The sequence below is a fragment of the Hymenobacter terrenus genome (assembly GCF_000972495.1).
GTDB lineage: Bacteria > Bacteroidota > Bacteroidia > Cytophagales > Hymenobacteraceae > Hymenobacter > Hymenobacter terrenus.
Window position 1 is genome coordinate 1,019,502 of the sequence record NZ_LATM01000001.1, and the last position, 26,206, is coordinate 1,045,707.

General features: G+C 58.5%; 20 protein-coding genes. 14 read left to right on the forward strand and 6 right to left on the reverse strand.

The features are described from left to right. Nucleotides 1-287: 287 nt before the first annotated feature. Together WX88_RS04315 and WX88_RS27205 are read left to right on the forward strand one after the other, a co-directional pair. Entirely contained in the window at nucleotides 288-1,307 is a 1,020-nt protein-coding gene (locus WX88_RS04315; protein ID WP_046242951.1) for an MBL fold metallo-hydrolase, read from the forward strand. 880 nt (nucleotides 1,308-2,187) lie between these two features. After that, nucleotides 2,188-5,928, forward strand: a complete 3,741-nt coding sequence (locus tag WX88_RS27205; RefSeq protein ID WP_052732316.1) for a PKD domain-containing protein — start codon at nucleotides 2,188-2,190, stop codon at nucleotides 5,926-5,928. A gap of 435 nt (nucleotides 5,929-6,363) precedes the next feature. On the opposite strand, the gene WX88_RS04325 is transcribed toward WX88_RS27205, so the two are convergent. Then, nucleotides 6,364-8,028: a T9SS type A sorting domain-containing protein gene (locus WX88_RS04325; protein WP_156175935.1), complete on the reverse strand. Its 1,665-nt coding sequence runs from the start codon at nucleotides 8,026-8,028 to the stop codon at nucleotides 6,364-6,366. A gap of 605 nt (nucleotides 8,029-8,633) precedes the next feature. Here WX88_RS04325 and WX88_RS04330 point away from each other — a divergent pair. The 6 genes from WX88_RS04330 to coaD all read left to right on the forward strand — a co-directional run bounded on the left by WX88_RS04330 (nucleotide 8,634) and on the right by coaD (nucleotide 14,980). After that, the gene (locus tag WX88_RS04330) at nucleotides 8,634-10,136 is read left to right on the forward strand and encodes a sodium:solute symporter (protein WP_046242953.1); all 1,503 of its coding nucleotides are present in this window, start codon (nucleotides 8,634-8,636) and stop codon (nucleotides 10,134-10,136) included. Between the two features lie 7 nt (nucleotides 10,137-10,143). Beyond that, nucleotides 10,144-10,635 (forward strand): energy transducer TonB, encoded by a 492-nt coding sequence (locus WX88_RS04335; protein ID WP_052732317.1) that lies wholly within the window; start codon nucleotides 10,144-10,146, stop codon nucleotides 10,633-10,635. Nucleotides 10,636-10,775: 140 nt separating this feature from the next. Beyond that, on the forward strand, nucleotides 10,776-12,626 hold the full coding sequence (locus WX88_RS04340) for an ABC transporter ATP-binding protein (RefSeq protein WP_046242954.1): 1,851 nt from the start codon (nucleotides 10,776-10,778) through the stop codon (nucleotides 12,624-12,626). Between the two features lie 233 nt (nucleotides 12,627-12,859). Next, nucleotides 12,860-13,360 (forward strand): NUDIX domain-containing protein, encoded by a 501-nt coding sequence (locus WX88_RS04345; RefSeq protein ID WP_046242955.1) that lies wholly within the window; start codon nucleotides 12,860-12,862, stop codon nucleotides 13,358-13,360. 113 nt (nucleotides 13,361-13,473) lie between these two features. After that, nucleotides 13,474-14,340: a DUF3822 family protein gene (locus tag WX88_RS04350; protein ID WP_082115831.1), complete on the forward strand. Its 867-nt coding sequence runs from the start codon at nucleotides 13,474-13,476 to the stop codon at nucleotides 14,338-14,340. A gap of 172 nt (nucleotides 14,341-14,512) precedes the next feature. After that, on the forward strand, nucleotides 14,513-14,980 hold the full coding sequence (gene coaD, locus WX88_RS04355) for a pantetheine-phosphate adenylyltransferase (protein ID WP_046242957.1): 468 nt from the start codon (nucleotides 14,513-14,515) through the stop codon (nucleotides 14,978-14,980). 11 nt (nucleotides 14,981-14,991) lie between these two features. Here the strand turns inward: coaD and WX88_RS04360 are convergent, their stop codons facing one another. Next, on the reverse strand, nucleotides 14,992-15,474 hold the full coding sequence (locus WX88_RS04360; protein ID WP_156175936.1) for a hypothetical protein: 483 nt from the start codon (nucleotides 15,472-15,474) through the stop codon (nucleotides 14,992-14,994). Between the two features lie 16 nt (nucleotides 15,475-15,490). After that, nucleotides 15,491-16,195, reverse strand: a complete 705-nt coding sequence (locus tag WX88_RS04365) for an NUDIX hydrolase (RefSeq protein ID WP_046242959.1) — start codon at nucleotides 16,193-16,195, stop codon at nucleotides 15,491-15,493. 137 nt (nucleotides 16,196-16,332) lie between these two features. On the opposite strand from WX88_RS04365, the gene WX88_RS04370 reads away from it, so the two are divergent. Then, the gene (locus tag WX88_RS04370; protein WP_046242960.1) at nucleotides 16,333-16,836 is read left to right on the forward strand and encodes a metallophosphoesterase family protein; all 504 of its coding nucleotides are present in this window, start codon (nucleotides 16,333-16,335) and stop codon (nucleotides 16,834-16,836) included. A gap of 283 nt (nucleotides 16,837-17,119) precedes the next feature. Here the strand turns inward: WX88_RS04370 and WX88_RS04375 are convergent, their stop codons facing one another. After that, complete coding sequence (locus tag WX88_RS04375; protein ID WP_046242961.1) at nucleotides 17,120-17,491, reverse strand: hypothetical protein; 372 nt, start codon at nucleotides 17,489-17,491, stop codon at nucleotides 17,120-17,122. A gap of 237 nt (nucleotides 17,492-17,728) precedes the next feature. Between WX88_RS04375 and WX88_RS04380 the strand changes: the two genes are divergently transcribed. The 4 genes from WX88_RS04380 (at nucleotide 17,729) to WX88_RS04395 (ending at nucleotide 21,551) form a co-directional block, all read left to right on the forward strand. Then, nucleotides 17,729-18,775, forward strand: coding sequence for a threonine aldolase family protein (locus WX88_RS04380; protein ID WP_046243165.1), 1,047 nt, complete (start codon nucleotides 17,729-17,731; stop codon nucleotides 18,773-18,775). A gap of 92 nt (nucleotides 18,776-18,867) precedes the next feature. Further along, nucleotides 18,868-20,187, forward strand: a complete 1,320-nt coding sequence (locus WX88_RS04385; RefSeq protein ID WP_046242962.1) for a cation:proton antiporter — start codon at nucleotides 18,868-18,870, stop codon at nucleotides 20,185-20,187. Between the two features lie 48 nt (nucleotides 20,188-20,235). Continuing rightward, entirely contained in the window at nucleotides 20,236-20,922 is a 687-nt protein-coding gene (locus WX88_RS04390; RefSeq protein ID WP_046242963.1) for a metallophosphoesterase family protein, read from the forward strand. Beyond that, nucleotides 20,919-21,551 carry a DNA-3-methyladenine glycosylase family protein gene (locus tag WX88_RS04395; protein ID WP_046242964.1) on the forward strand — a complete coding sequence of 211 codons (633 nt, stop codon included), beginning with the start codon at nucleotides 20,919-20,921 and terminating at the stop codon, nucleotides 21,549-21,551. The genes WX88_RS04390 and WX88_RS04395 overlap by 4 nt, the downstream gene beginning before the upstream one ends. A gap of 275 nt (nucleotides 21,552-21,826) precedes the next feature. Here the strand turns inward: WX88_RS04395 and WX88_RS04400 are convergent, their stop codons facing one another. Together WX88_RS04400 and WX88_RS04405 are read right to left on the reverse strand one after the other, a co-directional pair. Further along, nucleotides 21,827-22,375 (reverse strand): 2'-5' RNA ligase family protein, encoded by a 549-nt coding sequence (locus WX88_RS04400; protein WP_046242965.1) that lies wholly within the window; start codon nucleotides 22,373-22,375, stop codon nucleotides 21,827-21,829. Nucleotides 22,376-22,461: 86 nt separating this feature from the next. Beyond that, nucleotides 22,462-23,019: a DUF1572 family protein gene (locus WX88_RS04405; RefSeq protein ID WP_046242966.1), complete on the reverse strand. Its 558-nt coding sequence runs from the start codon at nucleotides 23,017-23,019 to the stop codon at nucleotides 22,462-22,464. Between the two features lie 168 nt (nucleotides 23,020-23,187). On the opposite strand from WX88_RS04405, the gene WX88_RS04410 reads away from it, so the two are divergent. After that, a complete protein-coding gene (locus tag WX88_RS04410; RefSeq protein ID WP_046242967.1) occupies nucleotides 23,188-25,884 on the forward strand; it encodes an AsmA family protein in 2,697 nt (898 codons plus the stop codon). Nucleotides 25,885-26,206 lie beyond the last annotated feature (322 nt).

Below are 26,206 nucleotides of genomic sequence, written 5' to 3' on the forward strand. Positions count from 1 at the left end.
CCACAGCAATTTAGTCGTTTAATCTCAGTGATATTGCTCATTTTTAAAAATTTAATAACATAATTTTGACTGTTATATAATATTCGCAGTAAAATTCGATTTATAGAAAGAATAATGCTTTTGCAGAGTTACTGTAGTCTCATGTTTAGCAGGAAGAAGCTCGGTAATAGCCAAGTGCCCCTAAGCATGAAACCGGTTGCGAGGCGATGCAGGAGTAATTTTGACGACAGGACGCGCTGGAAATTCTGGCTGCGTCCGGAGGCATTCTTTCTAACCGCTGGGCACGCATGGCAAACCGTATTTCTTATCTCCGCAACGAAGCGCTGCCCACCGTACGGCCCGGCTACCCCGGCAATAAGCTCTTTGGCAACCAGTTTGCCAACGGCGAAGAATTGTTCGAGCCCCGCTTCGCGACGGTGCTGAAATGGCAGCTTTCCACCAATCCGCAGAAGGAGGAAAAAAAGCACGACACCTGGACGCCCGAGCTAGTGGATTGCACGGCGGCATTTTCGGCGACGGAAGACATGCTGGTGTGGCTGGGACACGCCTGCTTTCTGCTGCGCGTGGGAGGGGTATCGCTGCTATTTGACCCAGTCCTATTCAGCTCCTTAGGGCTGCGCCGCCGCCATCCCCTCCCCTGCCCGCCCGAGGCCATGCGGAGCATCGACTACCTGCTGCTCTCACACGGGCACCGCGACCATGCGGACGAAAAATCTATTCAGTTGCTGGCCCGACAAAACCCGCAAATGCAGGTACTCTCGTCGTTGCGGATGGGGAAACTGTTGCGCAGCATGGTGCCCACCCTGGCCGTGCAGGAAGCTGGCTGGTGGCAGCAGTACAATTTGGGCCCCAATGCACCGCTGGAAATAACCTACCTGCCCGCCGCCCACTGGCACCGCCGTGGCCTAGCCGACCTGAACGAAATCCTCTGGGGCAGCTTCCTCATCCGGGCGCGGCAAACCAACACACTCATCTACTTCGCCGGCGACACAGCCTACGGCGACCATTTCGAAACCATCGAGCAGCGGTTCGGCCCCATCGACATTGCCTTAATGCCCATCGGCGCCTACAAACCCGCTTACATGATGGCCCAAAGCCATGTAAACCCACACGAAGCCGCTAAAGCGGCCAACGTGCTGCGAGCCGGCCACGTGGTGCCCATGCACCACGGCACATTCGACTTGTCGGACGAGCCGGCGTCAGAACCCTTGCGCCAGCTCCGCGAAGTGGCCGCTAGTGGCATGCTGCGTGGCGAATTGCATGCCCCCGCAGTAGGCGAAATATTGCGCTGGCACGAGTGGGAGTAAGTTTTTAAGCAGCCAGTATGGCGTGGTAGCTGTCAGTTGCCTCAATTACTTCCGCACCGCAGCCATCAAATGAAACGGTCTTGGTGTTCCTGCCTACAAGGCTTTTTTGCTCGGATTAGCTCAATCAAGAGGGGACCGCACACCAAAAGCAACTATTGGTGAAGAAGCCTTTTGCACTCGAGGCGTGTCTCTTGCGGGAGCAGTGGTTGGCTCCCCGTCGGTCTAGCGCATGTCTCCCCCTTGCGTTCCCTTTTCCTGTGCTGCCAGGCCAACGGCCTGATGCTCGCACCTAGCCGGATGCTGGTCATCCAACGGCGCATCTCTCCTTGGTCACCTCAGCCAACCACGAACTCTATACTACCAAGATTCCGAAAGAAAGCAACAACCAGCATGACTATCTCCTGAATTCGAAAGTATTGGATCAAGAAGGCTCTCCAGCTAACAAACCAGTTGCCATCCTTCTACTTAGGTATTTTAATCGAGCCGCTTTGGAGGACGGAATCAATTGGCTCCAAACAGTTAATTGCCTTCTCCTTGCTTTCCGACGGTCTTTTCTATCGCAACTATTCACACATTTTCTTGTCCCTGGCACAAACCGGGTACTTTTCCAATCCTGTCTCAACTGCACCAGCGTCGTTGCATCGTTTTCCTATAAAATTTATCCAGGGCTGTAATGCCAGCAATAAAGGGGGCGATTAACCGTTCCGCGGGTTCACCTACACCAGTAAATTAATAAGTACTTAAATATTAAAAACCTAATTACCAGCGCTACTCCAGTCTGCTCTACTAGCAGCACGCCTTTAGACTATTCTACCGGTCTTTTCACTTCCATCTTTTTCAACCCTTTTTTCACCCTTTTCTAACACTTCTTTTTTTTTCAATGAGACAACTTTATTTCCTGGGGCTGGCGTTACTGAGCGCCGTTTCCACGCAGGCCCAAAGTGGCCCGCCGGAATTTCAGCAGCCGGCGCGTAAAGCCGCCGATTCGCGGCCAGTACCCAACCCAAACTTCCGGTCTGATCCTAAATCACGCATCAGCGGCGACTTGCAGCAACTCTACCAGCGTGCCCGCAAGGTGCCCGCGGGCCAGCAGCTCCAGCGAGAATTCGCGGGGCTGACCATTGGTGCCCCCCAAACTAAGGGTACGGCCCAACGAAGCGCTAGCTCGACGGCAGTTCTGGTCCGCATTACAGCTAAGGATGTGAACGCGCTGCTGCCCCAGTTGAAGGCGCGCGGCTTCCAAGTGGTCAGCTCGTTTCCGAAACTACACTTCGTGGAGGGCTACCTGCCCCTCGCGGAGCTAGCTCCTGGAACCGGCGTTAGCGCCCTGGACCAGCGCGGGTTACTCGGGGTCGTATCCGTATTACGGCCCGAAACTAATGTCGGAAAGGTCCAGAACCAAGCGGACTTTGGACTGGAGGCGAACCGGGTACGGGGGGCCCGGCCGACAGGCTACGACGGCCAGGGAGTGCGCATCGGCGTACTTAGTGACTCCTATAATGCCAGAGGTGGTGCCCCGGCAGATGTCGCCTCGGGGGATTTGCCCACCGGTCTGCAGGTCATCCAGGATTTAACGACTGGTTCTGATGAAGGCCGGGCTATGCTACAGCTGATTCATGACATCGCACCAGGAGCCGATCTGGCTTTCGCCACGGCTTTTGGAGGAGGAGAAGGCGGATTTGCCAATAATATTCTTGCCTTGGCGAATCCTGCCCAAGGCAACTGTAAAGTCATCGTAGATGACGCTTTCATCCTCACGGAGCCGATGTTTCAGGATGGGGTAATTGCCCAGGCGGTGGAAGCAGTCACCAAACAAGGCGTTGCGTATTATTCCGCCGCTGGTAATTTTGCCAATAAATCGTCGGAGTATCTCAATCCTACGTTTGCACCCACTACTGGCGGCGCCGCTGAACTTAATTTTGCGCCTACAGGCAGCGCTACCGACACGCGTCAGCGTTATAGCATTCCTAAGGGGCAACTTTTCAGAGTTGTGATCCAGTGGAGCGACCCTTTTTATACTACCGCAGGGGTGCGGACCGATCTGGATGCGTATATTTTGGAGACAGCTACTGGTGATACTATTGCCCGGGTCACCAACAATAACCTGCTGAATCAGACCCCAGTCGAATTCTTCGGCTTTGTGAACTCAACAAACACGGAGCTTTTTGATCTGGTGATCCGACGCCGGCCAGGTACCGCCGATCCGGCCCGGGTGAAATACCTGCTACCTGATGTCCTGCCACAGGAGTATTTCGTGGGCAGCGGGACCATTGTAGGCCATTCGGCCGCGGTTAATGCCACGGCGGTGGCTGCCACGCCCTCCTTCGACCGGCTCGTTCCAGAGAGCTTCACTGCGCTCGGCTCGCCCACCATCCTCTTTGGGCCCGATGGCACCCCGCTGGCGGCCCCTACCACCCGCCCCAAGCCGGACCTAACGGCCATTGATGGGGTGAGCAACACTTTTTTCACGGGAAATGCCTTGCCCGACCCGCAGGATGGGTATCTGTTCTTTGGTACTTCCGCCGCCGCCCCCAACGCTGCCGCCGTTGCAGCGCTGCTGTGGCAAGCCGAGCCCAGCCTGACCCCGGCCCAGATCAAGACCCGCTTGCAAAATACCGCTCAGGACCTGAGTACTCCCGGCTTCGATAACCTGACCGGAGCCGGCCTGATTAATGCCTACCGGGCCATCTTCGGGTCGGCCGCGCCAGTAGCCGGGCCGCTGATTGAGACGTTTGACGGCCCCCCCGCCCTGGCCCGGGCCTGGGAAATCACCGACCGCAACAGCGGCCGTTCCCTGGTACGCAGCGACTTTGGCCCGGCCTCGGCTTCCGGCCAGCTCATTCAGGATGGCTTCTTTCCTTACCTAATGGTCGGCAGCGGCACAAGTGAGGCCACGCTTCGCCTGAACCTGGCGGCGACCCCAACCGGCGGGTGGACCCTGACTTTCCGGCACAAGAAATTCGCCAACGAAGTTGACCAAGCCATGCCCACTACCTTCACGGGCACTAGTAACACTGATGGAGTGGCACTGAGTGTCGACGGTATTACGTGGTATCGATTAGTGGACCTAACTGGTACCACGTCGACGACTAGTTACCAGACTGCTACCGTCGACCTGAGCGCGTTCGCGCTAGCAAACGGTCTTACCCTCGGCTCTGACGTGCGCATCCGGTTTCAACGCACCGGCAGTTCCCGGGTGGATGCGGCGAACCCCGTGCAGCGAGGTGGACGGGCTTTTGACGATGTGACGGTAACCGGCCCCGTGGCCGGCCAGGCACCCGTGGCGTTGTTCTCCTCTTCGGCCGCGCCCGCAAACCCCATCTGCCCGGGCTCAACGGTGCAGTTCGAAAGCACGACGCTCTTTGGCGCGCCGACCGCCTACAGCTGGAGCTTTCCCGGCGGCAGCCCCGCCACCAGCACCGACGCCAGCCCGGCTGTCACCTACCCCACAGCTGGCAGCTACGACGTCACACTCACCATTACGACAGCAACTGGCAACGCGACCCGCACCGTTACGGGGGCCGTAGTGGTGACAAGCGAAGTGCCCCAAGCCGGTTTCACCTTCCGACCCCGCACGCCCTTGTGCCCGGGAACGGTCGTCTCATTTACCAACCGATCCACGGCCTCCCGCTGCGCAACATATGCCTGGACGTTTGCCGGGGGCTCCCCGGCCACCAGCACCGACGCCAACCCGACGGTCACCTTTGCCGCCGCGGGCACCTATGCCGTGACGCTGACGGCCACCAATGCCAACGGCGCGACCACCCAGACGCAGAATATCATTATCCAGGCCGGGGAAGCAATTCCCTATGCCGAAACGTTCGCGACCAGTCTACCCGCCACCTGGGCCATCTTCAATCCCGATAATAGGACTACCTGGACCTACACGCCCAGTGTGGTGCGCAAAGACGGCACGCCCGGACCAGCCATGTCATTGCCCTTCGGCCCTTATGACAGGGTCAATCAGCGCGACTCATTGCTCTCGCCGCTGCTGGATTTGCGGGGCCAGACCCGGGCCACGCTGCGCTTCGACTTGGCATACGCTCCTATTGATGATGCCGTAAACGCGAATGACTCGCTGGCGGTGGAGGTGTTTGCCGCCTGCACCAATGTCCGCCTGGGGCGCGCTTATTTGAAGTCCGCGACCACGGGCCTCCCTACTACTGCCCCCGTAAGCGACCAAGTATTTATTCCCTCCGCCGCGACGCAGTGGCGGCAGGAAGACGTGGATTTGACGTCCTACGTCAATCAGCAAGTCTACCTGCGCTTTGTGGCCTTCAATCAGTTTGGCAATAATCTCTACCTGACCAACGTGCGGGTCGATGCGAACCCGACGCTGACGGCGACCCGGACCCAGAGCGATTCCCCCGCCCTGCAGGCCTTCCCCAACCCACTGGCCAGCGGCAGCACGCTCACGCTGCAGTTGCCCCAGGTGGCCGGCCTGGCTACCGTGCAGGTGATGGATGCCGTCGGCCGCACCAGCGCCCAGACCCAGTGGCTGCTCAGCGGCACCGCGACCAACCAGCGCACGCTGGCCCTGCCCCTGGCCGCGGGCATGTACCTGGTCCGCTGCCAGACCGCCGACGGGCAACAGTTCGCTCGTCGCGTCCAGATTCGATAACCTCTAGCAATTGTCTATAAAAAAGGCCCCTGGCAGTGCCAGGGGCCTTTTTTGTAACTTATGTTTCGTTCGGGAATAGGTTAAACGTTTGTCGAGCTGTCGTGCAGAAAGAGCCCGATTCATACGTGCGTCATGAGGCGACTCCTAAGTTTGCCTGGCAATTAGCGTTACGAAGAGCTGAGCAATTGGAAAACACATTGTACAAGCCCACATCCTATTAATCAAGCTTGAAACATATTCATCAGTACGGGTAGAATATGTTTCAAGGGGTGAAACATATTCTACCCGTACTGATGAATATGTTTCAACGCCTAAGAGTATCTTTTATGGCATTTCTTTCCAACCCCCTTTGATTCGCGCCTGATACCGCTTGCGATGCCGGACTCGAGCTATCTATTCTACTACCAATCGGCCGGCAGCCCGCTCACAGCGCACTTAGTATAAGCCGGCGGCCAAGCCGGTTAGGTCCAGCGTGGCGCTGCTGGTGCGGGCGGGCAGCGCCTGGCTATGCACCTGGCGGCCCACGGCGTCGAGCAGCAACACGGTACGGGCCGTGGGGGCGGCAGGCAAACGCAGTTGAGCGAAGCCACGTGCCGGGTTCGGCGCAATAATAACTGGCTCCGCGGCGGCGGCACCCTTCGACGCGAGGGGCAAGGCGCCCAATTGGGCCACGAAAGCATTAGTTGTTCGGGCGGGGGCAAACGTGAAGCTACCGAAGACGGCCACCTCGGGAGCCACTCCTTCGAAACGGCCGGCTACCGTGGCGTTACCGGCCGCGTCCACGCCCAGCCCGCCTGATCCATAAACGCCGTCTCCACCTGCCGCCGTTACTTGAGTCCAGGTACCCGCCGGGTTCAGCCGGGCTACGTACACCGCCCGGATGGCCGTGGAAGTCAGCACGAGCGACCCAAGCTGCAAGCCATCCCTGCCCAGACCCGACACTACTACATTACCGCTGGCATCCTGCACCAATGACCCGCAGGTACCGCTGGCACTGCCGCTCAGCAGCCCCCCACCCACCGCTTGGATCCAGGTGCCAGCGGCACTGAGCCGTGCCACTACAAAGCCGCTGTTACCAGTAAATGGCAGGCTTAGGCCCGCACCAAAAGTGAGGAAGACGTTGGTGCTAGTTCTATCAAAAGCGTCGCCCGTCACGACCACATTGCCGGCCGCATCTACGGCTACGGCGCGAGCCGCAAACGTAGCACCGGCTCCCCCGGCCGCCACGGCCTGGGTCCAGGTGCCTGCCGCGTTCAGCCGCGCCACATACAGGTTGGACTGGTTACCCTGCGGGGTCAACACAAACGTACCAAACGTGGCCGCCGTCGAACCCGAGGCGCTGGAAAAGCTTCCCGCCACCACGGCCGTGCCATCGGCCTGCAGAGCTACGGCGCGGGCCGACTCCCCTTCCGGCCCGCCGGCGCGCACGGCTTGGGTCCAGGTGCCGGCGGGGCTCAGCCGTGCCACAAACAGGTCCCGCTCCCCGCCGGTGCCGGTATTATTGAGCGTGGTAGGGCCAAACGTGATGGCACCAATGGCAAAATCGCCGACCACAACGGCCGTGCCGCCAGCATCGACGGCTAGAGCCCGAATCTCCTTCCCACTCGGGCTACTAGCCGCCACGGCCTGGGTCCAGGTGCCGGCCGCGCTCAGTCGCGCCACAAACAGGTCGGCATTGCCCGTCGGGCCGGAGTTCGTGAGCGCATTGGTACCAAAGGCAACCGTAGCGCCCCTGAAGTTCCCAGCCACCACAGCCGTACCCGCCGCATCCAAGGCCAAAGCGGTGGGCTGCTCATCCCCAATGCTGCCCGCCTGCGTGGCCTGGAGCCAGGTACCCGTCGGGCTTAATCGAGCCACGAATAAGTCGTCCGTTGCCCCACTCGGGTCGGAGTTAGTCAGCGTGAAAGAGCCACAGGTTAGCATCGTTCCCCCGAAAAAGCCGACCACGACCACGTTACCGGCTCCATCAACAGCTGTAGCTTCAATGCGGGATTTCCCCTCCCCTGTTCCAGTGGGCGTTATCGAACCAGTACCGGTCGGTACTACTGCCCAGTTCCAGCCTTGGGCGGCGGCCTGCTCTGGCCTGGTAAAGGACGCCAAGGCCGCGAGGGTTAAAAAGGACCGGAGTCCGATAGTAAAGAGCTTCACATACAGTGAAACAATCGATAATTAGTAACTAAATTTTCACAAGGGTAGCTGTCTGCCTTACCCACCACCAGATGGTCCGTTTGAACCGGGCTCAACGCCTCATTTATTTATGTCAATGACGATTTTGTTCGGCTCAACGACGTCATCAGGCTCCGTATTTGCTAATGTGCGAACCTGAGGCGCATCGGCTGGTTATCTGCCAACCCTACGGCCTTATGGGTGGTCCCTGGTATCACGCAAAATAGTTGATATGCCCATCCCGAGGGGGCGCCAACCTTATGGCTCTATCCGCGCGGGCTACCCTTTGCAAACGACGGCATACCGCAAGGGGCTTTCCATACCATAGCAAAGAAGCGCTGGCCTGGTTCGGCGCAAGCCGGAACAGATGTTGCGTTTTGAATACTGAAAGTTGAATGAGGAATGCCGCGTTGCTAGGTAGCTTTGGCGTTATTTTCAACCTGTCAATCCCTCGGAAAACGCAAATAGCAATGGTTTACCTGCTAGCGTTGCTTCCGGGCTAACCCCAACCCTCCACTTTTACCATTCAGAATTCCCGAATGTCGCCAACGTTAGTACTAAGCCTGGTTGCGGGCTACTTCGCGGTTCTCATCATCATTGCCATCCTCACCTCTCGGGGAGCCACGAGCGAAAGCTTCTTCGTAGCCAACCGCAACGCGCCGTGGTACATGGTGGCCTTCGCCATGATTGGCACCTCGCTGTCGGGCGTCACATTCATTTCGGTACCGGGCAACGTGTATGGCAAGAGTTGGAGCTACCTGGCGGTGGCGCTGGGATTTGTGGCTGGCTACGTGGTGATTGGCACCGTGCTGCTGCCACTTTACTACCGGCTGCAGCTGGTATCCATCTACTCATATCTGGAGCAGCGGTTCGGCTACTGGAGCTACAAGACGGGGGCCTTGTTTTTTCTGATTTCCCGGTCGCTGGGCTCGGCCTTGCGGCTGTACCTGGTGGCAGGGGTGTTGCAGCTGGCGGTTTTTGATGCCATGGGCGTACCGTTTGCCGTGACGGTGGTAGTCAGCATCTTATTCATTTACCTCTACACGTTCAAGGGCGGCCTGAAAACCATTCTCTGGACCGATACTTTCCAGACACTGGCCATGCTGAGCTGCGTGGGGCTGAGTATCTACTTCATGTCGGATGCACTGAATTTTTCCTTCAAGCAGCTCATCAGCTCGGTGCACGAAAGCCCGATGTCGCAAGTGTATTTCTCGGATTTTCGGGATGATAAGTTCTTCTGGAAACAGTTCGCCTCGGGCATGTTCATCACCATCGTCATGACCGGGCTCGACCAGGATTTGATGCAGAAAAACCTGAGCTGCCGCAGCCTCGGCGAGGCCCAGAAAAATCTGTTCTGGTTCACGCCCGTCATTGTCAGCGTCAATATTCTGTTTCTGACTCTCGGCGTGTTGCTCTATAAGTATGCCGCCGCCCGGGGCCTGCACCTGGAGCAGCTGCCGCAGCTGCTGAACCTGAAAGGCACCCTCGATACCGACAAGGTTTTCCCCTACCTGGCCACCACGCAGTTCTCGCTTTCGGCAGGCATCATCTTTATCCTGGGCATCATCGCCGTCACCTACGCTTCCGCCGATTCGGCCCTCACAGCGCTTACCACGTCGTTTTGCGTCGACTTTCTGGATATCAAGAAGTACCCCGAGGCGCGCCAGGCCCAGCTCCGGCAGCTCACCCACCTGGGCTGGTCGGTGGTCCTGATTGTCATCATTCTCATCTTCCGTATCCTCAACGAGCAGAGCCTGATTGATGCCGTGTATAAGGCCGCAGGCTTCACCTATGGGCCACTGCTGGGGTTGTTTGCCTTCGGTATTCTCACCGGGCGCCAGCTGCGCGACCGGCTGGTGCTGCCCACCTGCGTGGCGGCCGTGGGCCTCACCCTGCTCATCGTAACGCACTCGGTAGAGTGGCTGAATGGCTACAAATTCGGCTTCGAAATCCTGCTGCTGAACGGCGCCCTGGTGTACCTGTGCCTGCTGGCTATTTCGCGCCCCGCCGCCGTGAACCCGATGGCCGAACCTGCGGTTTAAACTTCGTATGAACAAGACTATCTTTTCGTTTTTGCTGCTGATAGCCGCCTCTTCGGTAGCCCTGGCCCAGCAGTCCGCTCCGGCCGCCCAACAGCCCATCGTGCTGCGCGCCGACCAAATGCAGGTGCAGGCCCACTCCGCCGCCAACCGCCCCGACCGGGCCCCGGTGTACCCCGGTGGCGAACAGGCGCTAGGGCTGTTTTTTCTCGAAAACATAAAATATCCTGACGCCGCGCGCGTCAATCAGGTCAGTGGTTCCGTGCTCGTTACGGCCACGGTGAATGCAGATGGGTCGGTTAGTAACCCTGTGGTAGCCAAGTCGCTCTCGCCCGAGTGCGATGCCGAAGCGCTGCGGGTAGTGCCTCTGCTCAAGGGGTGGCAGCCGGCCATGCGGCGCGGCCGGCCCCTGCCCGTTCTTATTCAATTACCGGTTCCCTTTGGTGCCGCGGGCAACATGAAAGTTGAGCAAGACCGCCCGCAGCCGAAAAAGAAGCGTTAGGATACATTCAAGTTTCTTAACAGGCTGGCAGCTCCACCGGCTGCCCTGGCCGTCTCGTGGCAGATTCGGCCGGCTTCATCAATGCCTCATGCCTGGCGGTTGTCCCTGCCGCGTTATAATTAGAAGATACTATTCAACCTATGGCCCGTAGCGGAATGAATACCAGCGGCGCCGACCTCACGGCCGACGCCCCCAAACCCAAACTTACGAAAGAAGCCTTTCAGCGCGGCCTGCGGATATTCCGCTACGTATTGCCCTACCGCGCCAAATTTATCATGGGCATGGTGCTGCTCACGCTCAGCAGCGCCACTTTCATGGCCTTTCCGTGGGTGGCCGGCAAGCTGGTCGATGCTGCCAACGGCAAGGTCTTCAGCCTGCCCGGGGGCTTGGAGCTAACCATCACCCGCATTGCGCTGCTCCTATTTGGTGTCATCTTGTTTCAGGGCTTTTTCTCGTTCGGCCGCATCTGGTTTTTCACGCAGGTGAGTGAGTTTACGGTGCGCGACATCCGTCAGGCCCTCTACGCTAAGTTCGTGAGCTTACCCATTCCTTTCTTCGAGAAGAACCGCGTTGGCGCCATCACCTCGCGCATCACCTCAGATGTGAGCATGATTCAGGACACCTTCTCACTCACCCTAGCCGAGCTATTCCGGCAGGTCGTGACGCTGATTGTCAGCACCATTCTGATTATGGTGACGTCAGTAAAATTGTCGCTGTTCATGTTGGCCACGTTTCCGGTGCTGGTGTTGGCAGCTTTCTTATTCGGCAAGAAAATCCGCAAGCAGTCGAAAGTCACGCAGGAAGAACTGGCCAAAACCAACGTCATCGTTGAGGAAACGCTACAGGCTATCAACACCGTCAAGGCATTTACCAATGAGCTGTTTGAGATTGGGCGCTACAATTTCTCACTGAATAAAGCCGTACGGGCGGCGCTGAAAAGTAACTTATACCGCGGCGCGTTCGTGTCATTCGTCATTATCGGCCTGTTCGGCGGCATCATCCTAGTGCTGTGGCGCGGGGCCACCCTGGTGCACACGCCCGTCACCGACCCCGACCATCTGGAAATTGGCCAGTTGGTATCCTTCATTATCTACACCACATTCGTGGGTGCCTCCGTGGGCGGCTTGGGCGAGATGTACGGCAAGGTGCAGAGCACGCTCGGTGCCTCCGAGCGCATCCTCGAAATTCTGGACGAAACCAGCGAGCCTTCCCATCTGGCATTGCCAGCCAGCCAGCCAGCGCTTGAAATCCAGGGCAACATCGAGTACCGCAACGTGGTGTTCCGCTACCCTACCCGGCCTGATTTGCCGGTGCTGCAAGACATTTCGTTCGATATTGCCTCGGGCGAGAAAATTGCCCTCGTCGGCCCCAGCGGTGCGGGCAAAAGCACCATCGTGAGCCTGCTGATGCAGTTTTACGAGCTAAGCGGCGGTCAGATTCTCATCGACGGCCGACCCATTGCCAGCTACGACCTCACCGAGCTACGGCGCCACGTCGGCATCGTGCCGCAGGAAACGCTGCTCTTCGGCGGCAGCATCCGCGAGAACATCGCCTATGGCAAAACCGACGCCACCGACGCTGAAATCACGGCCGCCGCTCGCAAGGCCAATGCCTGGCAGTTCATCGCCTCCTTCCCCGAAGGCCTCGACACAGTGGTAGGTGAGCGCGGCATTAAGCTCTCGGGCGGCCAGCGGCAGCGCGTGGCCATTGCCCGCGCCATCCTGAAAAATCCCGCCATCCTCATCCTGGATGAAGCCACGTCGTCGCTCGACAGCGAGAGCGAAAAGCTGGTGCAAGGCGCCATGGACGAGCTGATGAAAGACCGCACCTCCATCATCATCGCCCACCGCCTGAGCACCATCCGCAAAGTCGATAAAATCCTGGTTATCGACGGCGGCCGCATCGTGGAACAAGGCTCGCACGAAGAGTTAGCGGATAATGACAACGGTCTCTACGCCAATTTGCTAAAGCTACAATTTGAGCTGAGCTAGCTCGAAATGATTACTAAAATCTAACCGCAGCTGGCGAGCCGCTAAAAAGCCGTTTTGATCATTAACTATCGGTCAGATGAGCTATAGTTAATGCCCTGACTATGCAACGCAGCCGGATAGCAGGACAGGAGTTTTTCAGATTTCGAGGCGAAATGACGGCTTTACCTCGGCATTAGCCGTACAATGCCGCGCTCCTACCGCACGGTCGCGCTACGGTTACTTTCAGACACGCCATGGATTCACTAAATATGTCGCCTGACACCTTGCTTGACGCCTATTCCGGCAAGGTGCGGGTGCGAATCGGCGGGCTCTTGCTGCGCGATGGGGCCATGTTGCTGGCCGCTCATCGCGGCCTGTTGCCCGATGGAGCGCCGTTCTGGTCGCCCCCAGGTGGCGGGTGGCAGTTTGGCGAAAGCATCCGGGCTGCGTTGGTACGAGAGTTTTGTGAAGAAACCGGCTTAGCGGTGCAAGTAGGCCGGTTTCTGCATCTCCACGAATTCAGCAGCGGAAACCTCCAGGCGCTGGAGTTGTTCTTCGAAGTTCTAGCCGACGAAGCTGCCCACCCCCAACTCGGCCACGACCCCGAGCATGGTCCCGACCAACAGCTTTTGACTGAGTTGGCTTGGCTTACCCCCAGGCAGCTGCTTCAGTTGCCCACTGCGCAGGTCCACCCCTTGCTACGCCTGGTTCTCAGCTCAGACGACGTATTTGTACCCCAAACCCGATTTGTGTGAGACGCTATGCTTACTGAGGAGGAAGGAGATTAGCTACTGGGGCGAAATTCTTCATTAAGCAAAGCGTCACCTTATCTTTAGCCCCGGCCATTTGGCCTTTTTAGCTTTGATTCGTGCCTGGTACTGCTGCTTCCGTTTCCACAAGTGCGCCGTCGGCTCTGTTGCGCTTGCGCGACGAGACGTTTGACCTCGCCAATCTTGCAGCTTACAACTTGTATCTGCTGGTTGGCCCCTCTCACCTGTACCTGGCCGCTGCTGACGTAGAGCGCCGGAAGTTCGTGGCCCTGGAGGAGTACGCACTCACCACCGGCGGCTTGCCCGCTCTGGCCGCCCAACACGATTTTCTGGGCCAGCGTGGCTGGAATGCGGTGCGGCTAGCCGTCACGGGACGGGCATTTACGCTACTGCCGGCTCCCCTGTTTCGGCCCGGCGATGAAGCAGCTGCGCTGCAGCTACACCACACTCCCGCCCCCACTGAAATCGTGCGCCACACCACGCACCCTGGCCTGGAGCTGGTCAATGTGTTTGCAGCCGATACTGCCTTGGCCAATTGGCTGACTGCTACCCACGGCACAGCTGGCCGCCTGCTGCACCACACGAGCGCGCTACTGGCCGGACTGGTACACCAGCGCGGGGCCGCAGCGCCACGCCACCTCTACCTCAATGCCGGCCAGCAAGAGCTAACGCTAGTGGTGCTGGGCCAGCACTTGGAGTACTGCAACGTTTTCTCATGCACCACGGCCGAGGACGTCGTCTACTACACCATCCTTGTCATGCAGGAATTGGCCCTCGACCCCGACCAGGATGAAGTCACCGTCTGGGGCGATTTAACGCCGGATTCGGCAGTTTTCAGTCTGTTGCGCACCTACGTACGCAACGTGCGCTTCGGCAGTCGCCCCGGCAACGTGCAGTACAGCTATCGGCTTAATGACGTGTTTGAATACCGGTACTTCGACTTATTCAGTCTTCACTTTTGCTGAGACTTAAAGGCTCAACGGGTTTGTGGACAGCGGACAAAAAAGAACGGCAGTGGTCAACTCTGCCGTAGCGCCGCAACTTTTCTGGTCGTGGTGCCACTAATTCCAGGACAACAGCAACAGTCGTTCTTTCTTGCCCCCAACCGAACTCAACATTTATCCTTTAACCTTGCCCATGTCTCGCATCGCCCTTTTTCCCGGTTCTTTCGACCCCTTCACCAATGGGCATCTCGACGTAGTTCGGCGCGGTGTAGGTTTATTCGACCAGGTAATCGTGGCCATCGGCACCAATAGCAGCAAGCAGCGCTACTTGCCCATCGAGCAAATGTTCGAACTCATCACCGACTTATTTCGGGACGAGCCCAAGGTATCCGTACAAACGTTCAAAGGGCTTACGGCGGAGTTTGCGCGCGAGGTAGGTGCCACCTTCCTGCTACGCGGCCTGCGCAACAGCATCGACTTTGAGTATGAAAAACCTATTGCCTTCGGCAACCAGCACGTAAATCCGGATTTAGAAACTGTGTTCCTATTGACCTCACCCACGTTGGGAAATGTGAGCAGTACCATCATCCGGGACATTCACCGCTTCGGCGGCAACGTCGATGCCTTTGTGCCCTTCCCTATGCCGCCACTGGCACAGTAAACAATTATTTATTAAAAATTTAGTGCTATCGGCAGTACCCGTAAACCCAACAGTTGGGTAGGATGACGCTGCTGGAAGACGGGCAGCACAAGGTAGCTCTCGGCACCAAGCTGCAATTGGGCACGGTGCATGAGCTCGTTTTCGTTGCTGCCCAGAATGAGCAAGTCAATCACCTGCCGCGTGCCGTAGTCGTAGGAGGCCACCATGGCCACTCCGCGGCACCGAAACAGCACCATCGAATCCAACTGTTCATTGCGTAGCAACACCGGGTCCGCAAACCCAGCAGGCAGCGGTAGGCGGGGCCCTACTTGCTGCTCAACTTCATCAATTGAAAGATTGAGCAGGCTGGAAACATCGAGCCCGGTGGAACGATAAGTACGAGCCGCAGCAACCGGTGCGGGCACAACCCGGTCATGAACGGGCTCGTGAGTACCCGAGCAGGCTACCACTGCCATCACGCCTACGGCGAACAACGTTGCTATATCCGGTCTCATTGACCGCAATATAACCCTATTTTCCAGTGGTTGATGCTTCCTTAGCAGACTTACCCGTCATATTAGTAAGATAGTGCCGCACCACCAGCGCAATAGACGCGTACGAATTCTCTAACTTGGCCAAGGCCTCTTGGGGAGACATCCACCGAACCTCCTCGATGTATTCCTCAGTTTGTGGCTTCATAAAGCTGTCATCCAAGCACTTCATAAGATACCAATTGGTCTTCTTCAGCATTTTATTGCCCTTGTAGGCGTAGCTGTGCCAGGTACTGGGCAGCTTCTCGCCAAGCTCCAGCTTAATGTTGGTTTCCTCCTCCACTTCGCGCACGGCACCAGCGGCGGGGTTCTCGTCACTCTTAAGTTTACCCTTTGGTAAATCCCATTTTCCCAAACGGTAAATCATTAACACCTGGTCGCCTTTCACAACCAGCCCGCCGCCCGCTTTGGCGATTTTAAACTGGTCTTTGAAATGCAGAATAACATGCTTTTTCTTTTTAACCAGCATGGTGAGCGACTTCAGCTTTTTGAGCTTCTTCACCTCCATCAGGCGCAGTAGGCGGTCAACAAACAGCGGGCTGGCATCGCGCACAAGCACGTCGCCTACCAGGTCCTTCGATGTAAAATCGTCATCAGGATTGAGAATCAGGTCGAATTTATGCTTGTACACTTTTTCGCTTAGCTTTTTGATAACCAGCGGTATGTCGTTGATGAAAATGTTCATCGCAAGATGCAAATTGAGAAGACAGTGACGGGCAATGAATGAGCCCGACATCAGAAAGAAAATAACAAGGAAGCCTCAGACAGCGGCTGCAAGATACGGGGCCGTTCCGATTTGCCGGTCCGCTGCATCTTTGCGGCATGACGCGCATTGGCCTGCTTTCCGACACTCACAGTTACCTCGACGAGCGAATCGCACATCATTTGCTCGATTGCGACGAGATATGGCATGCCGGGGACTTCGGCGATGCCCGCGTGGTGGACGAATTGCAGGGGTTAGCGCCGCGCTTTCGGGGCGTGTACGGCAATATCGATGGCACGAACGTCCGCCAGACTCAGCCGTTGGTGCAAAATTTCGAACTGGAAGGTCTCCGGGTGCTCATGACGCACATTGGTGGCTACCCTGGCCACTACGCGCCCGCCGTCCGCCCCCTGCTGGCCGAAACGCGGCCGGGACTGTTCATCACCGGCCATTCGCATATTCTGCGGGTGATGCCGGATAAAAAGCTAGGGCTGCTACACCTGAACCCAGGAGCGGCGGGGCGACATGGCTTTCACCAGGTCCGCACGCTGCTGCGGTTTGGGATTGAAGCCGGCAAGGTGGTCGAGTTGCAGGCAGTGGAACTAGGCAAGCGGGCGAATTAGAGGCATATGCTGGTAAAAGCGCGAGGCGTCGGTACGCTCACCCTGCATGACGGTTTCTAGCGCGGTTGTAGAAACCCCTTATCCGAGTGGTCAGGCTCCTTTATCCTTGGAAGATGGGCTGGGGGTCAGGTTCCTCCGACCACACCACTATTTTTTTACAGTTCGCCCAAAACCAACAAGCCCCGCCACCTGCATCACAGGGAACGGGGCTTGTCACATTTCAAGGCTGCTTGCTTGGAGCGAAGAATATGCTACGCTCGCAACGACAAACAGCTTTTACAAACTACAGCGCGATTTCGGGCTTGGGGTGCTCGCCTCCCTGGCCGTCTTCGTTTACGGGCTTGGTTACAGCTTCAGCGTCGTCGAAAGCGGCGGCGTTGTCGGCCTTCTCGTCAGTGCTGGTAGCGGCTTCTTTTACTTTTTCAGCAACATCGCCCACTACTTCCTTGGCTTTTTCAACGGCAGCAGTGGCGGTGTTTTTCACGGCGGCTACGGCGCCGGCCACGCCACCGGTGGTGGTGAAGCGCGACTTCAGCTCTTCCAAATCCACGTTTTTCAGAACGGGCGTACGGAGCAACTCCTTGATGATGTGCTGCTTATTGTTGGCGCGGGCAATATTCTTGCGGTGTTTGCGCTTGAGGCGGGTAACGGACATGGTGCCGGAATGGTTAAAGTCTAGGGCTTACGAAACGGAGGGCAAAAGTAAGGCTTTCATTTCGAAAGTGCAAGCCCATGAGGCATTTTGCTGAATTACTGCACATTCGGGCGGCAAACAAAGGGGGCATTTCGGGCGCTACTTTTGCTGCCATCAGGAAGGTGGTGCCTGCTGCGGGCCTCCTGAAGCCATACTTTTTTCATTTACATTCGTCCCTTGCCCTTCGCTATCATCGCTATGTCTACTGAACGTTCCTCTTCACCGATTGTTGACTTACGCTCGGATACCGTGACCCGGCCGGCGCCCGCCATGCTGGCAGCTATGTCGGCGGCGGTGGTCGGCGATGATGTGTACGACGAAGACCCCACCGTGCGCCGCCTTGAAGAAGTGGCCGCCGCCCGCTTTGGCCTCGAAGCCGGCCTATTCTGCCCATCGGGCACCATGACCAATCAAATTGCTATCAAAGCCCACACCGAGCCTCTGAGCGAAGTAATTTGTGAGCAAAACTCCCACGTGTACTTGTGGGAGGTGGGCGGCATCGCGTTCCACTCCAACGCGTCGGTGGCGCTGCTGCCCGGCAACCGGGGCCGCCTCACAGCGGCTCAGGTGGAGGCGGCCATCCGGCCCGAAAATCTCCATTACCCCACCACCCGCCTCGTGTGCCTGGAGAACACGCACAACCGCGGGGGCGGCAGTTGCTACGCCTGGGATGAGATGGTAGCCATCAGCGATGCGGCAAAGCAGTACGGCCTGGCTCGGCACCTCGACGGAGCCCGGATTTTCAATGCTCTGATAGCTACCGGGCAGCGCAGCGAAGACTACGGGCAGCTGTTTGATTCGATTTCGGTGTGCCTTTCCAAAGGCTTGGGTGCCCCGGTGGGCTCCCTCCTCCTGGGCTCGGCCGACTTTATCAGGAAAACCAAGCGCATCCGGAAGGTGATGGGCGGCGGCATGCGCCAGGCGGGCTACATTGCCGCGGCGGGCCTCTACGCGTTGGAAAACAATATCGAGCGCCTGGTCGATGACCATCGGCGGGCCGCACGGCTGGCGGAGGTGCTGCATCAGCAACCCTACGTGGCTGAGGTGCTGGCCCCGGAAACTAACCTAGTCATCTTCCGGCTGCACGACAACCAGCCTGCCGTTGATTTCCTGGCCAAGCTGGAGCAGCAGGGCATCCGGGCCAGCAGCTTCGGGCCGCAGTGGATTCGGTTCGTGACCCACCTCGACGTGGACGATGAAATGCTGGCTCGCGTGGAAGAGGCGCTCTGCTCAATAGCGGAATGAGGAAATGAGAGAAACTATCACTGCTTCCCTGTGCGCATTAATGACGTACTCACAGTGACCATCTCCCAATTACTCATCTACTCTATCAATACATGGACATTTACAATGCCCTGGCGCTGCTGCTGGTAACGGCCGCCGCGTTTGCCTACATCAATAGCCGCTTTCTCCGAATGCCACCGGCCATCGGCCTGATGGTGTTGGGACTAGCGGCGTCGCTGCTGCTCATTGGGCTGGCGCAACTCAACGTAAAGGCAGTACTGGAGCTGGTGGCACTGGTTAATAAGCTTGATTTCAGCACTATTGTAATGCAGGTCATGCTGGGGTTCCTGCTCTTTGCTGGGGCCATTCATGTAGATGCACGGCGGCTGGGCCGACTGCGCTGGCCAGTGGGGGTGCTGGCGCTGGTGGGCACACCGGTGAGCACGGTGCTGGTAGCGGGGGCCATGTATGGGCTGCTGCCGCTGTTTGGGTTGCCCACCCCATTTATCTACTGCCTGCTGTTTGGGGCCCTCATTTCGCCCACCGACCCCATCGCGGTGCTCAGCATTCTTACCAAAGCCAACATCCCCAAATCGCTGGAAACGAAGATTGTGGGTGAGTCGCTCTTCAATGATGGCGTGGGAGTAGTGCTATTTATAGTGACGCTGGAAGTGGCCCTGATGGGCCCGCAGGACTTCACCCTGACGCACGCCCTGAGCGTTTTTGCCCGCGAAACCCTGGGTGGGCTGGCCTTGGGTACGGCCTTGGGGCTGGGCGCGGCCTGGCTGCTGCGCACCATCGATAATTACCAGGTGGAAGTGCTGCTGACTCTGGCTGTGGTGGCTGGCGGCACGGCCCTGGCCACACGCCTGCACACCTCGGGCCCACTAGCCATGGTGATGGCGGGGCTGCTGGTGGGCCATTTCAGCCGCAGCGGCGGGGTGATGTCGGATGAGTCACAAGACTATGTGGACAAGTTCTGGGAGCTTGTGGACGAGGTTTTGAATGCCCTGCTGTTTGTACTGATGGGGCTGGAAGTGCTGGTGCTCCACATTCCGGGGCGCACGGTGCTGGCGGGTATGGCGGCCATTGCAGTAGTATTGGGGGCGCGCTTGGTGGCCGTGTCGGTACCGCTGGTACTTCTACGCCTCAGCCCCACTTTTCGGCCCTCCGACCACGGCGTGACGGTGCTGACCTGGGGCGGACTGCGCGGGGGGCTGTCGGTGGCCCTGGCGCTGAGCTTGCCGGCGTCGATGCCCCGCGAGCTGCTGGTGGGTATTACCTATGTCATCGTGGTATTTTCGATTATCGGTCAGGGCCTTACCATTGGACCACTGGTGCGCTGGCTGGGCGTAGGCAAGCGGCCGGACAGAGCTGAAACCTTGACTGAAGACACGGTACGGACCTTATCCGAGCCGAAGCAAGGAAGCTGAATTGTTGGGCAGCGGACCCAAAAACTCCCTGTTAATGTTTCTCAACGCATGAATCTTTTCATTATCGGCGATGTACACGGCTGCCTCCACACCTTCAGGGAGTTGTTGACGCATTGGCAGCCGGCCACCGATTACCTCATTCAGGTGGGTGACTTGGTAGACCGGGGCCGCTACGTGCCCGAGACCGTGGAGCTGGCCCGTAAGCTCAGCCAGAAACACCCCGACACCACTACTTTTCTGAAGGGTAATCACGAAGCCGAAATGTTGCTCCACTACGGGCCGGATGGGCCCAACCCCGACTGGCTGGGCTGGGGCGGCCGCAGCACCACCGAACAATATGAGGCTCACCCCAAGCTGCTGGCGCGGCACCTGACTTGGCTCGCCCAGCGCCCACTGCTGTGGGAGAATGAGGATGTGGTCGTTAGCCACGCCGGCCTGGCCGACTCGCCCCACGCTCTCGACCCTAAGCATCCCGACGGCTTGCTGTGGCGACGCGGGCCGCTCAAAAAGCTTGATAAATTGCAAGTGGTAGGCCACACCCCCACCGACGACCAACCGTACTTCGACGTCGAAACCAACACGCTTTATATCGATACGGGTGCCTACCAAGAATGCAGCCTGACGGGCGTCCGCCTCTCGCCCACCGGCGAAGTTCTCGACATGATTCAGGTTCCGACTTACGAAGAAGACTTGTTTGCAAAACCACGCTTTTCGCGCATTAAGCCCGCTCAATGATTAATCAGGCTGCCATTCAACACCTTTCCTCCGTCGACCCGATTTTGGGTAGCGTCATTGCCAACGGCCGCGAAATCCACCCACGGCCTCACGAAGACTTGTATCTGGCGCTGCTGCGCGCCATTGTGAGCCAGCAGATCTCGACAAAAGCAGCAGCGGCCATCTGGAAGCGGTTTCAGGGGCTGTTTCCGCCCGAGGGCTACCCTGAGCCGCGCGAAGTGCTGGCCATGGACGAGGACACCATGCGGGCCGCGGGCCTCTCACGTCAGAAAGTAGGCTACCTCAAAGCCATTGCCGAGTACAACGAGCGGGGCTTGCTCGACTACGAGCACCTCACCGGCTTGTCGGAAGAAGCCTTTACCCTGCACCTGACCGCCATTCGGGGCGTGGGCCGCTGGACCGCCCAAATGCTGCAAATGTTTGCCCTCGACCAGCCCGACGTATTTTCGGAAGGCGACCTGGGCGTGCAGAATGCCATGCGTAAGCTCTATGGCCTGGAAGAAACGGGCCGGGCATTGCAAAAGCGCATGCTCGTTATTGCCGAGAACTGGCGGCCTTACCGCACCCTGGCCTGCAAGTACTTGTGGCAGTCGCTGGACCAGGGCACGCAGATTCCGCCAACGGTGTGAGCGAAGATGGCAAGAGAACGACCACTCCCCTCCTTACCAAGGAGGGGATGTTGCCGCGTCAGCGGCAACGGGGGTGGTTGTGGGCGTTGAACGGCTCGCGTCCGAGTTTTGGAGCGGCTTTGAGCATTGAACGGCACGGAATAGAAAGTGCCTGACTCGTTCGGGTATTGTTCAATGAGTTCAACCACCCCTGTCCGCGCTAAAGCGCGAACGTCCCCTCCTCGTCTGAGGAGGGGAGTTGCCGTTCTTACTTTCCCTGCTTTCACCTCTTAACCTCACCCCATCACCTTCTCCTTCATGCGGAACACCTCTTCCCGAACGAACAGCTCGCCTTCCTGCCGTAAAATGGCGAGGTTGTTGATGGTTATTTCCAGGTTGTAGGTTTCCTCATTCAGGTGGCGGAGTACGGGGCCGAGTAGGTCGGGGGTGGTATCATGCAAGGCCAGGGAGATGTGCGGCAGCCAGCAATCGGGGCTGCTGAACTTATCGGTGGCCAGGCACAGGGGCGCCGTCGCGGTTAGGATGCGCTGGTGAAGGGCATTGAGGGCATTGGAGCGGAGCACGGGGATGTAGATAACCGGACGCTCCCCCGGAAACACGCCCAGGCCCGTGGTAAAAGCCGGAAATGGCTCGGTGGTATCAGCTACTTCTGCCAATACCTTCTTCAAGGCGCTCAATTTTCTTACCCCGGCAAGCTGGTAGGTCAGGTGCGGGTCAAGGGTGGCTTGCACGTCATCGAGTCCGAATTTTTCTTCCAGCTTTTTGATGATGGCATTGATATGCAGCACATGAGGGGGGCTGAGCAAAGAGGTAATGGCGAGCATGGAGCTGATACGTTCTTGTTCGATTTCTTGATGACTAACTGCCTGAGCCTTTCGAACGAGGGGAAGACTTTCGAAATTTTCCATTCTCAACGTGACTCCGTCATTTTTTTATTGAACTGCTCGCTCTGCCCGCGCGGAATGCTCAGCGACTGAAACTCTTCCGCCCGAATGATTTTGGCGAGCTGCACCAATTGCCCGGCATGGTACGCATAATGCGCCACCTGCCGCTGCAGGGCCGCAAGCACCGTGTGCGCCTCGCTCCGGATAGTGACGGTACGCAGCAAATCCTCCGGCTGCAAGGCATCGAGCAGCGTGAAAAGGATGGGCCAGGCCGCTTCCCAGCTCTGCCTGAGCACTGGGATGGCGCTACTGGAACCGGGCTCCTCGAATTCTTTATCGCGCTGGCGATTCGGTTTTTCACCGTCGGAAGTTAGAAAATCGGTGAAGCGGGAGTGCAGATTGCCCACCAGGTGCTGCACGATGACGGCGGCACTGTTGCTGCCCGGAGCCGGTACGTGCAGCCATTCGGCGTCAGTGAGTTGAGCCAGGGCACGGTCGGCCAGCGCTTTATAGGCCTGAAAGTTTTGGCGGAACGCGACCAGCAGGGCCGCGCCAATAGGGTCGGAAGTAGCAGACGGGAGCATGGCCCAAAAGTAAGGGATAGACCAATGCGAGGCAGTGAACGACTTTCATTCGGCCGAACCTTGCATTTGCCCTGCTGGTCGGCAAATACAACTCTTCCATCTACTTACCCAGTTGAAGTATAACCCTGAGCGGGCTCTTTGCCGTTACGCTACCTTATCCCTGCTCACATGCCCGAAAAGCCTGTTACCTCTTCTTCCAACCTCCCCACGGCCCCGATCGGAACGCCCGGTCGGCGGCGCTGGCATTGGGGCCGCTGGCTGCTGGGTCTGGCTGGGCTGTTGATGGTGTTAGCACTAGTGGCGCCGCACTTTCTCGACCCCTGGCTGCGCCGGACCTGGGAAAAGCAAGTCTCCGAAAAAACGCACGGACAGTACCGCCTGCAAGTGGGTATGTTGCATACCAGCGTATTGCAACGCGCCATCCGGCTAAGCCAGGTGCGGCTGTGCCCCGCTGCCGTAGTAGCCGATACGCTGCCCCGAATCCGCCTTGATGTGGCCCAGCTGCACGTGACGGGTGTCGGCCTGCTGGCGCTCTGGCGCAAGGGCCTCGTCCGCATCGACAGCGTAGTGCTGGATTCGGCCCGGATTGAAGTGTTAGCGCTGGCCAAACGGCCCACCAAAGGCACCGAAAAGCCCGTGCACGAGCAATTGCCACTGAACATTAAGGGCTTGAACGTGGGCTATTTCGGCCTACTGCACACCCAGGCCAACTACCTGCCCAATACGCCGAGCAACGCCCGATTCCAGCGGGCCGACCTAGCCGCTCACGAATTGCTCATCAGCCCCGCCGGGGCCGCTGATTCCCAGCGCCTGAGCTACGCCGCGGCCTGGAGCCTGCGGCTACTCCGCGGTCATGCCCAAGCCGCCGGCCACCAAGTGGCCCTGGGCAGCGTGCGGTTGTCGACTGAAGACCAGCAGCTTCAGCTTGACTCCGTTCGCATTCTCCCAGCCGGCCCCCGCCAACCCCAGCAGGTGCGGGTCGACCTGGCCCTTCAGCGCTTGCGCCTCAGTGGGCTAAATGCCGCCGCTTTGCAGCGCCACCAGTTTCGGGCCGATTCGCTGCTGATTCAACGCCCCCGACTGACACTCACGCTGTCCGCTCGCGCTTCACCGAACAAACCGAGCCCAGCAACAGCATACTTACGGCGGCTCGACCTCGCGCATTTTGCCATGCACAACGGCTACCTGCGCGTGGCGGGCACGGCCGAAGCGCCGGTGATACGCAGCATAGATGTAGCCGCCACGGCCATCCATTTCGCTTCGGGAAGCGTGACTGATACGCGCCGCGTTTTCTTCGCCAACGCTTGGGAGGTAGCGCTGGGCCAGAGCCAGGCGACGGTGGCGGCTCATGCCCTCACATTGGGCAGCATGCACCTGTCTACCCGAGCGGGAAGAGTGGCTTTGCGTTCGGTACGTATCCGTCCGCCGGGGCCGGGGCAGGGCAAAGCTGGGGCCGTGCGGGTCGACCTCATCATGCCTGGCCTGGTGCTCACCGGGCTCGATGCGGCGGCATTGCAGCACCAGCGCCATTTCCGGGCAAAATCCCTGGTGGTGGCGGGGCCCAGGCTCAACTTCAAGCCACCGACCCAGCCGCCGCCCCCGGTTTGGAAGCTGCTAGCGAAGTTTCTGCGCCGCTTCGACCTGGCTCAATTTCGCGTGCAGCACGCCGGGTTGCAGGTGGGCGGCCTGCGCCACTCGCCCGAAATGCAGGACCTTAACCTGACCGCCCAGGGTATCCGCATCGACTCGCTGGCTGCGCTGGAACCCCGCCGCCTTGCCTATGCCCGGGCCTGGCAGGCCAGCTCCGGCCTCGTCACGGCGCCTTTCGACCCGCCTTACTACCGCGCGGCAGGCCAGCGCATGCGCCTCGATACGGAGGCCCACAGCTTTGTGCTCGAAGACATTACGCTGAAGGCAAAGTACTCGGCCATGGGCATGAATTTGCATAAAAGGTACCAGGCCCCGGCCATCAATCTGAGCATGACTTCACTGGCCGCCAGCGGCCTCGATTATGCCGCCCTGTTCCGGGGCACCGGTTTTCGCATGGCGCGACTTATGGCCCTGAACCCGGTGCTGCGCATTGCGTCAGACGGCCGCGGGCCCATCAACCCCAACTTGTCCAAAATCACGCCCGAGACCATGATAAGTCTCCGGGCAATTATCGACGTGCGCCGCTTCGACATCAGAAATGGCAACTTGTATTCCTGGTACCGCAGCCCGCTCACACCCATCCCGGGCACCATGAACATCAACCGCTTCAACGGCAGCTTTTTCAACCTGAGCAACGACCCCAAGCGCCAAACGCCCGCCACGCCCCTCACCGGCCGGGCCACCACCTACCTCCAAAATCGCTGCCAGCTCGATGCTCAGCTGTCGATGTACCTGCTCGACCCGCAGGGACGGCACCGGGTGTGGGGCGCCTTCGGCCCCAGCTCCTTGACCATCATCAACTCCATGACCGAGCCCACCCGCCTCGTAAAGTTTAAGAGCGGCGACGTGCGGCGGCTGCGCTTCGAGTTGCAAGCCGACCGCAAACGGGTGACGGGCACGATGTGGACCGAGTACTCAGGGCTGCAAATGACCCTGCTCAGCTACAAGGAAGAAGCCGTGCAGAAGACCCTGTTCAGCCGCCTCAAGTCGAAGGCGGCCAATGTAATTGTCATCCGCGACGAGAACCCGCGCAAAAGCGGCGAGCTCGTCGCCGGCGAGATGACTTCTACCCGCGAGCCGCGCTTTTCGGTGTTCACCCTTTGGCGGCAGGGCATCGTGAGCGGCTTGTTTAACAACGTGGGCATACCCCAAAAGCTGGCCCAAAAGCTCAGCGAAACCAAAGACGAAGGCCCGTTGCCGGATGCCAGGCGCTAGCTCCTGCTGGCGCCGGCCGAAGAAACAGCAGCGCCCATCTCCAATGAAGATATCAGCAACAGTAAAGTGACGGGTCGTAGCAAGATGGAATGAAGTAGACATTTTCGACAAAAATCAGAATAAGTCTACAAGGTTGTAGACTTATTCTGATTTTTGTCGAAAATGTCTACACCTTCTTTAAGGGGGTGGAGCCTCGGTCCATTTTTGGCTGTAAAAGCCGTTCTGCCGGGCATTCTGTCTTGCTGCGCCGGAACGCCCGGCAGGGTTTGCTGTTTCCAGACAGCTTTTATTACAAAAAAGGCCCTCTCTATCAAGAAAGGGC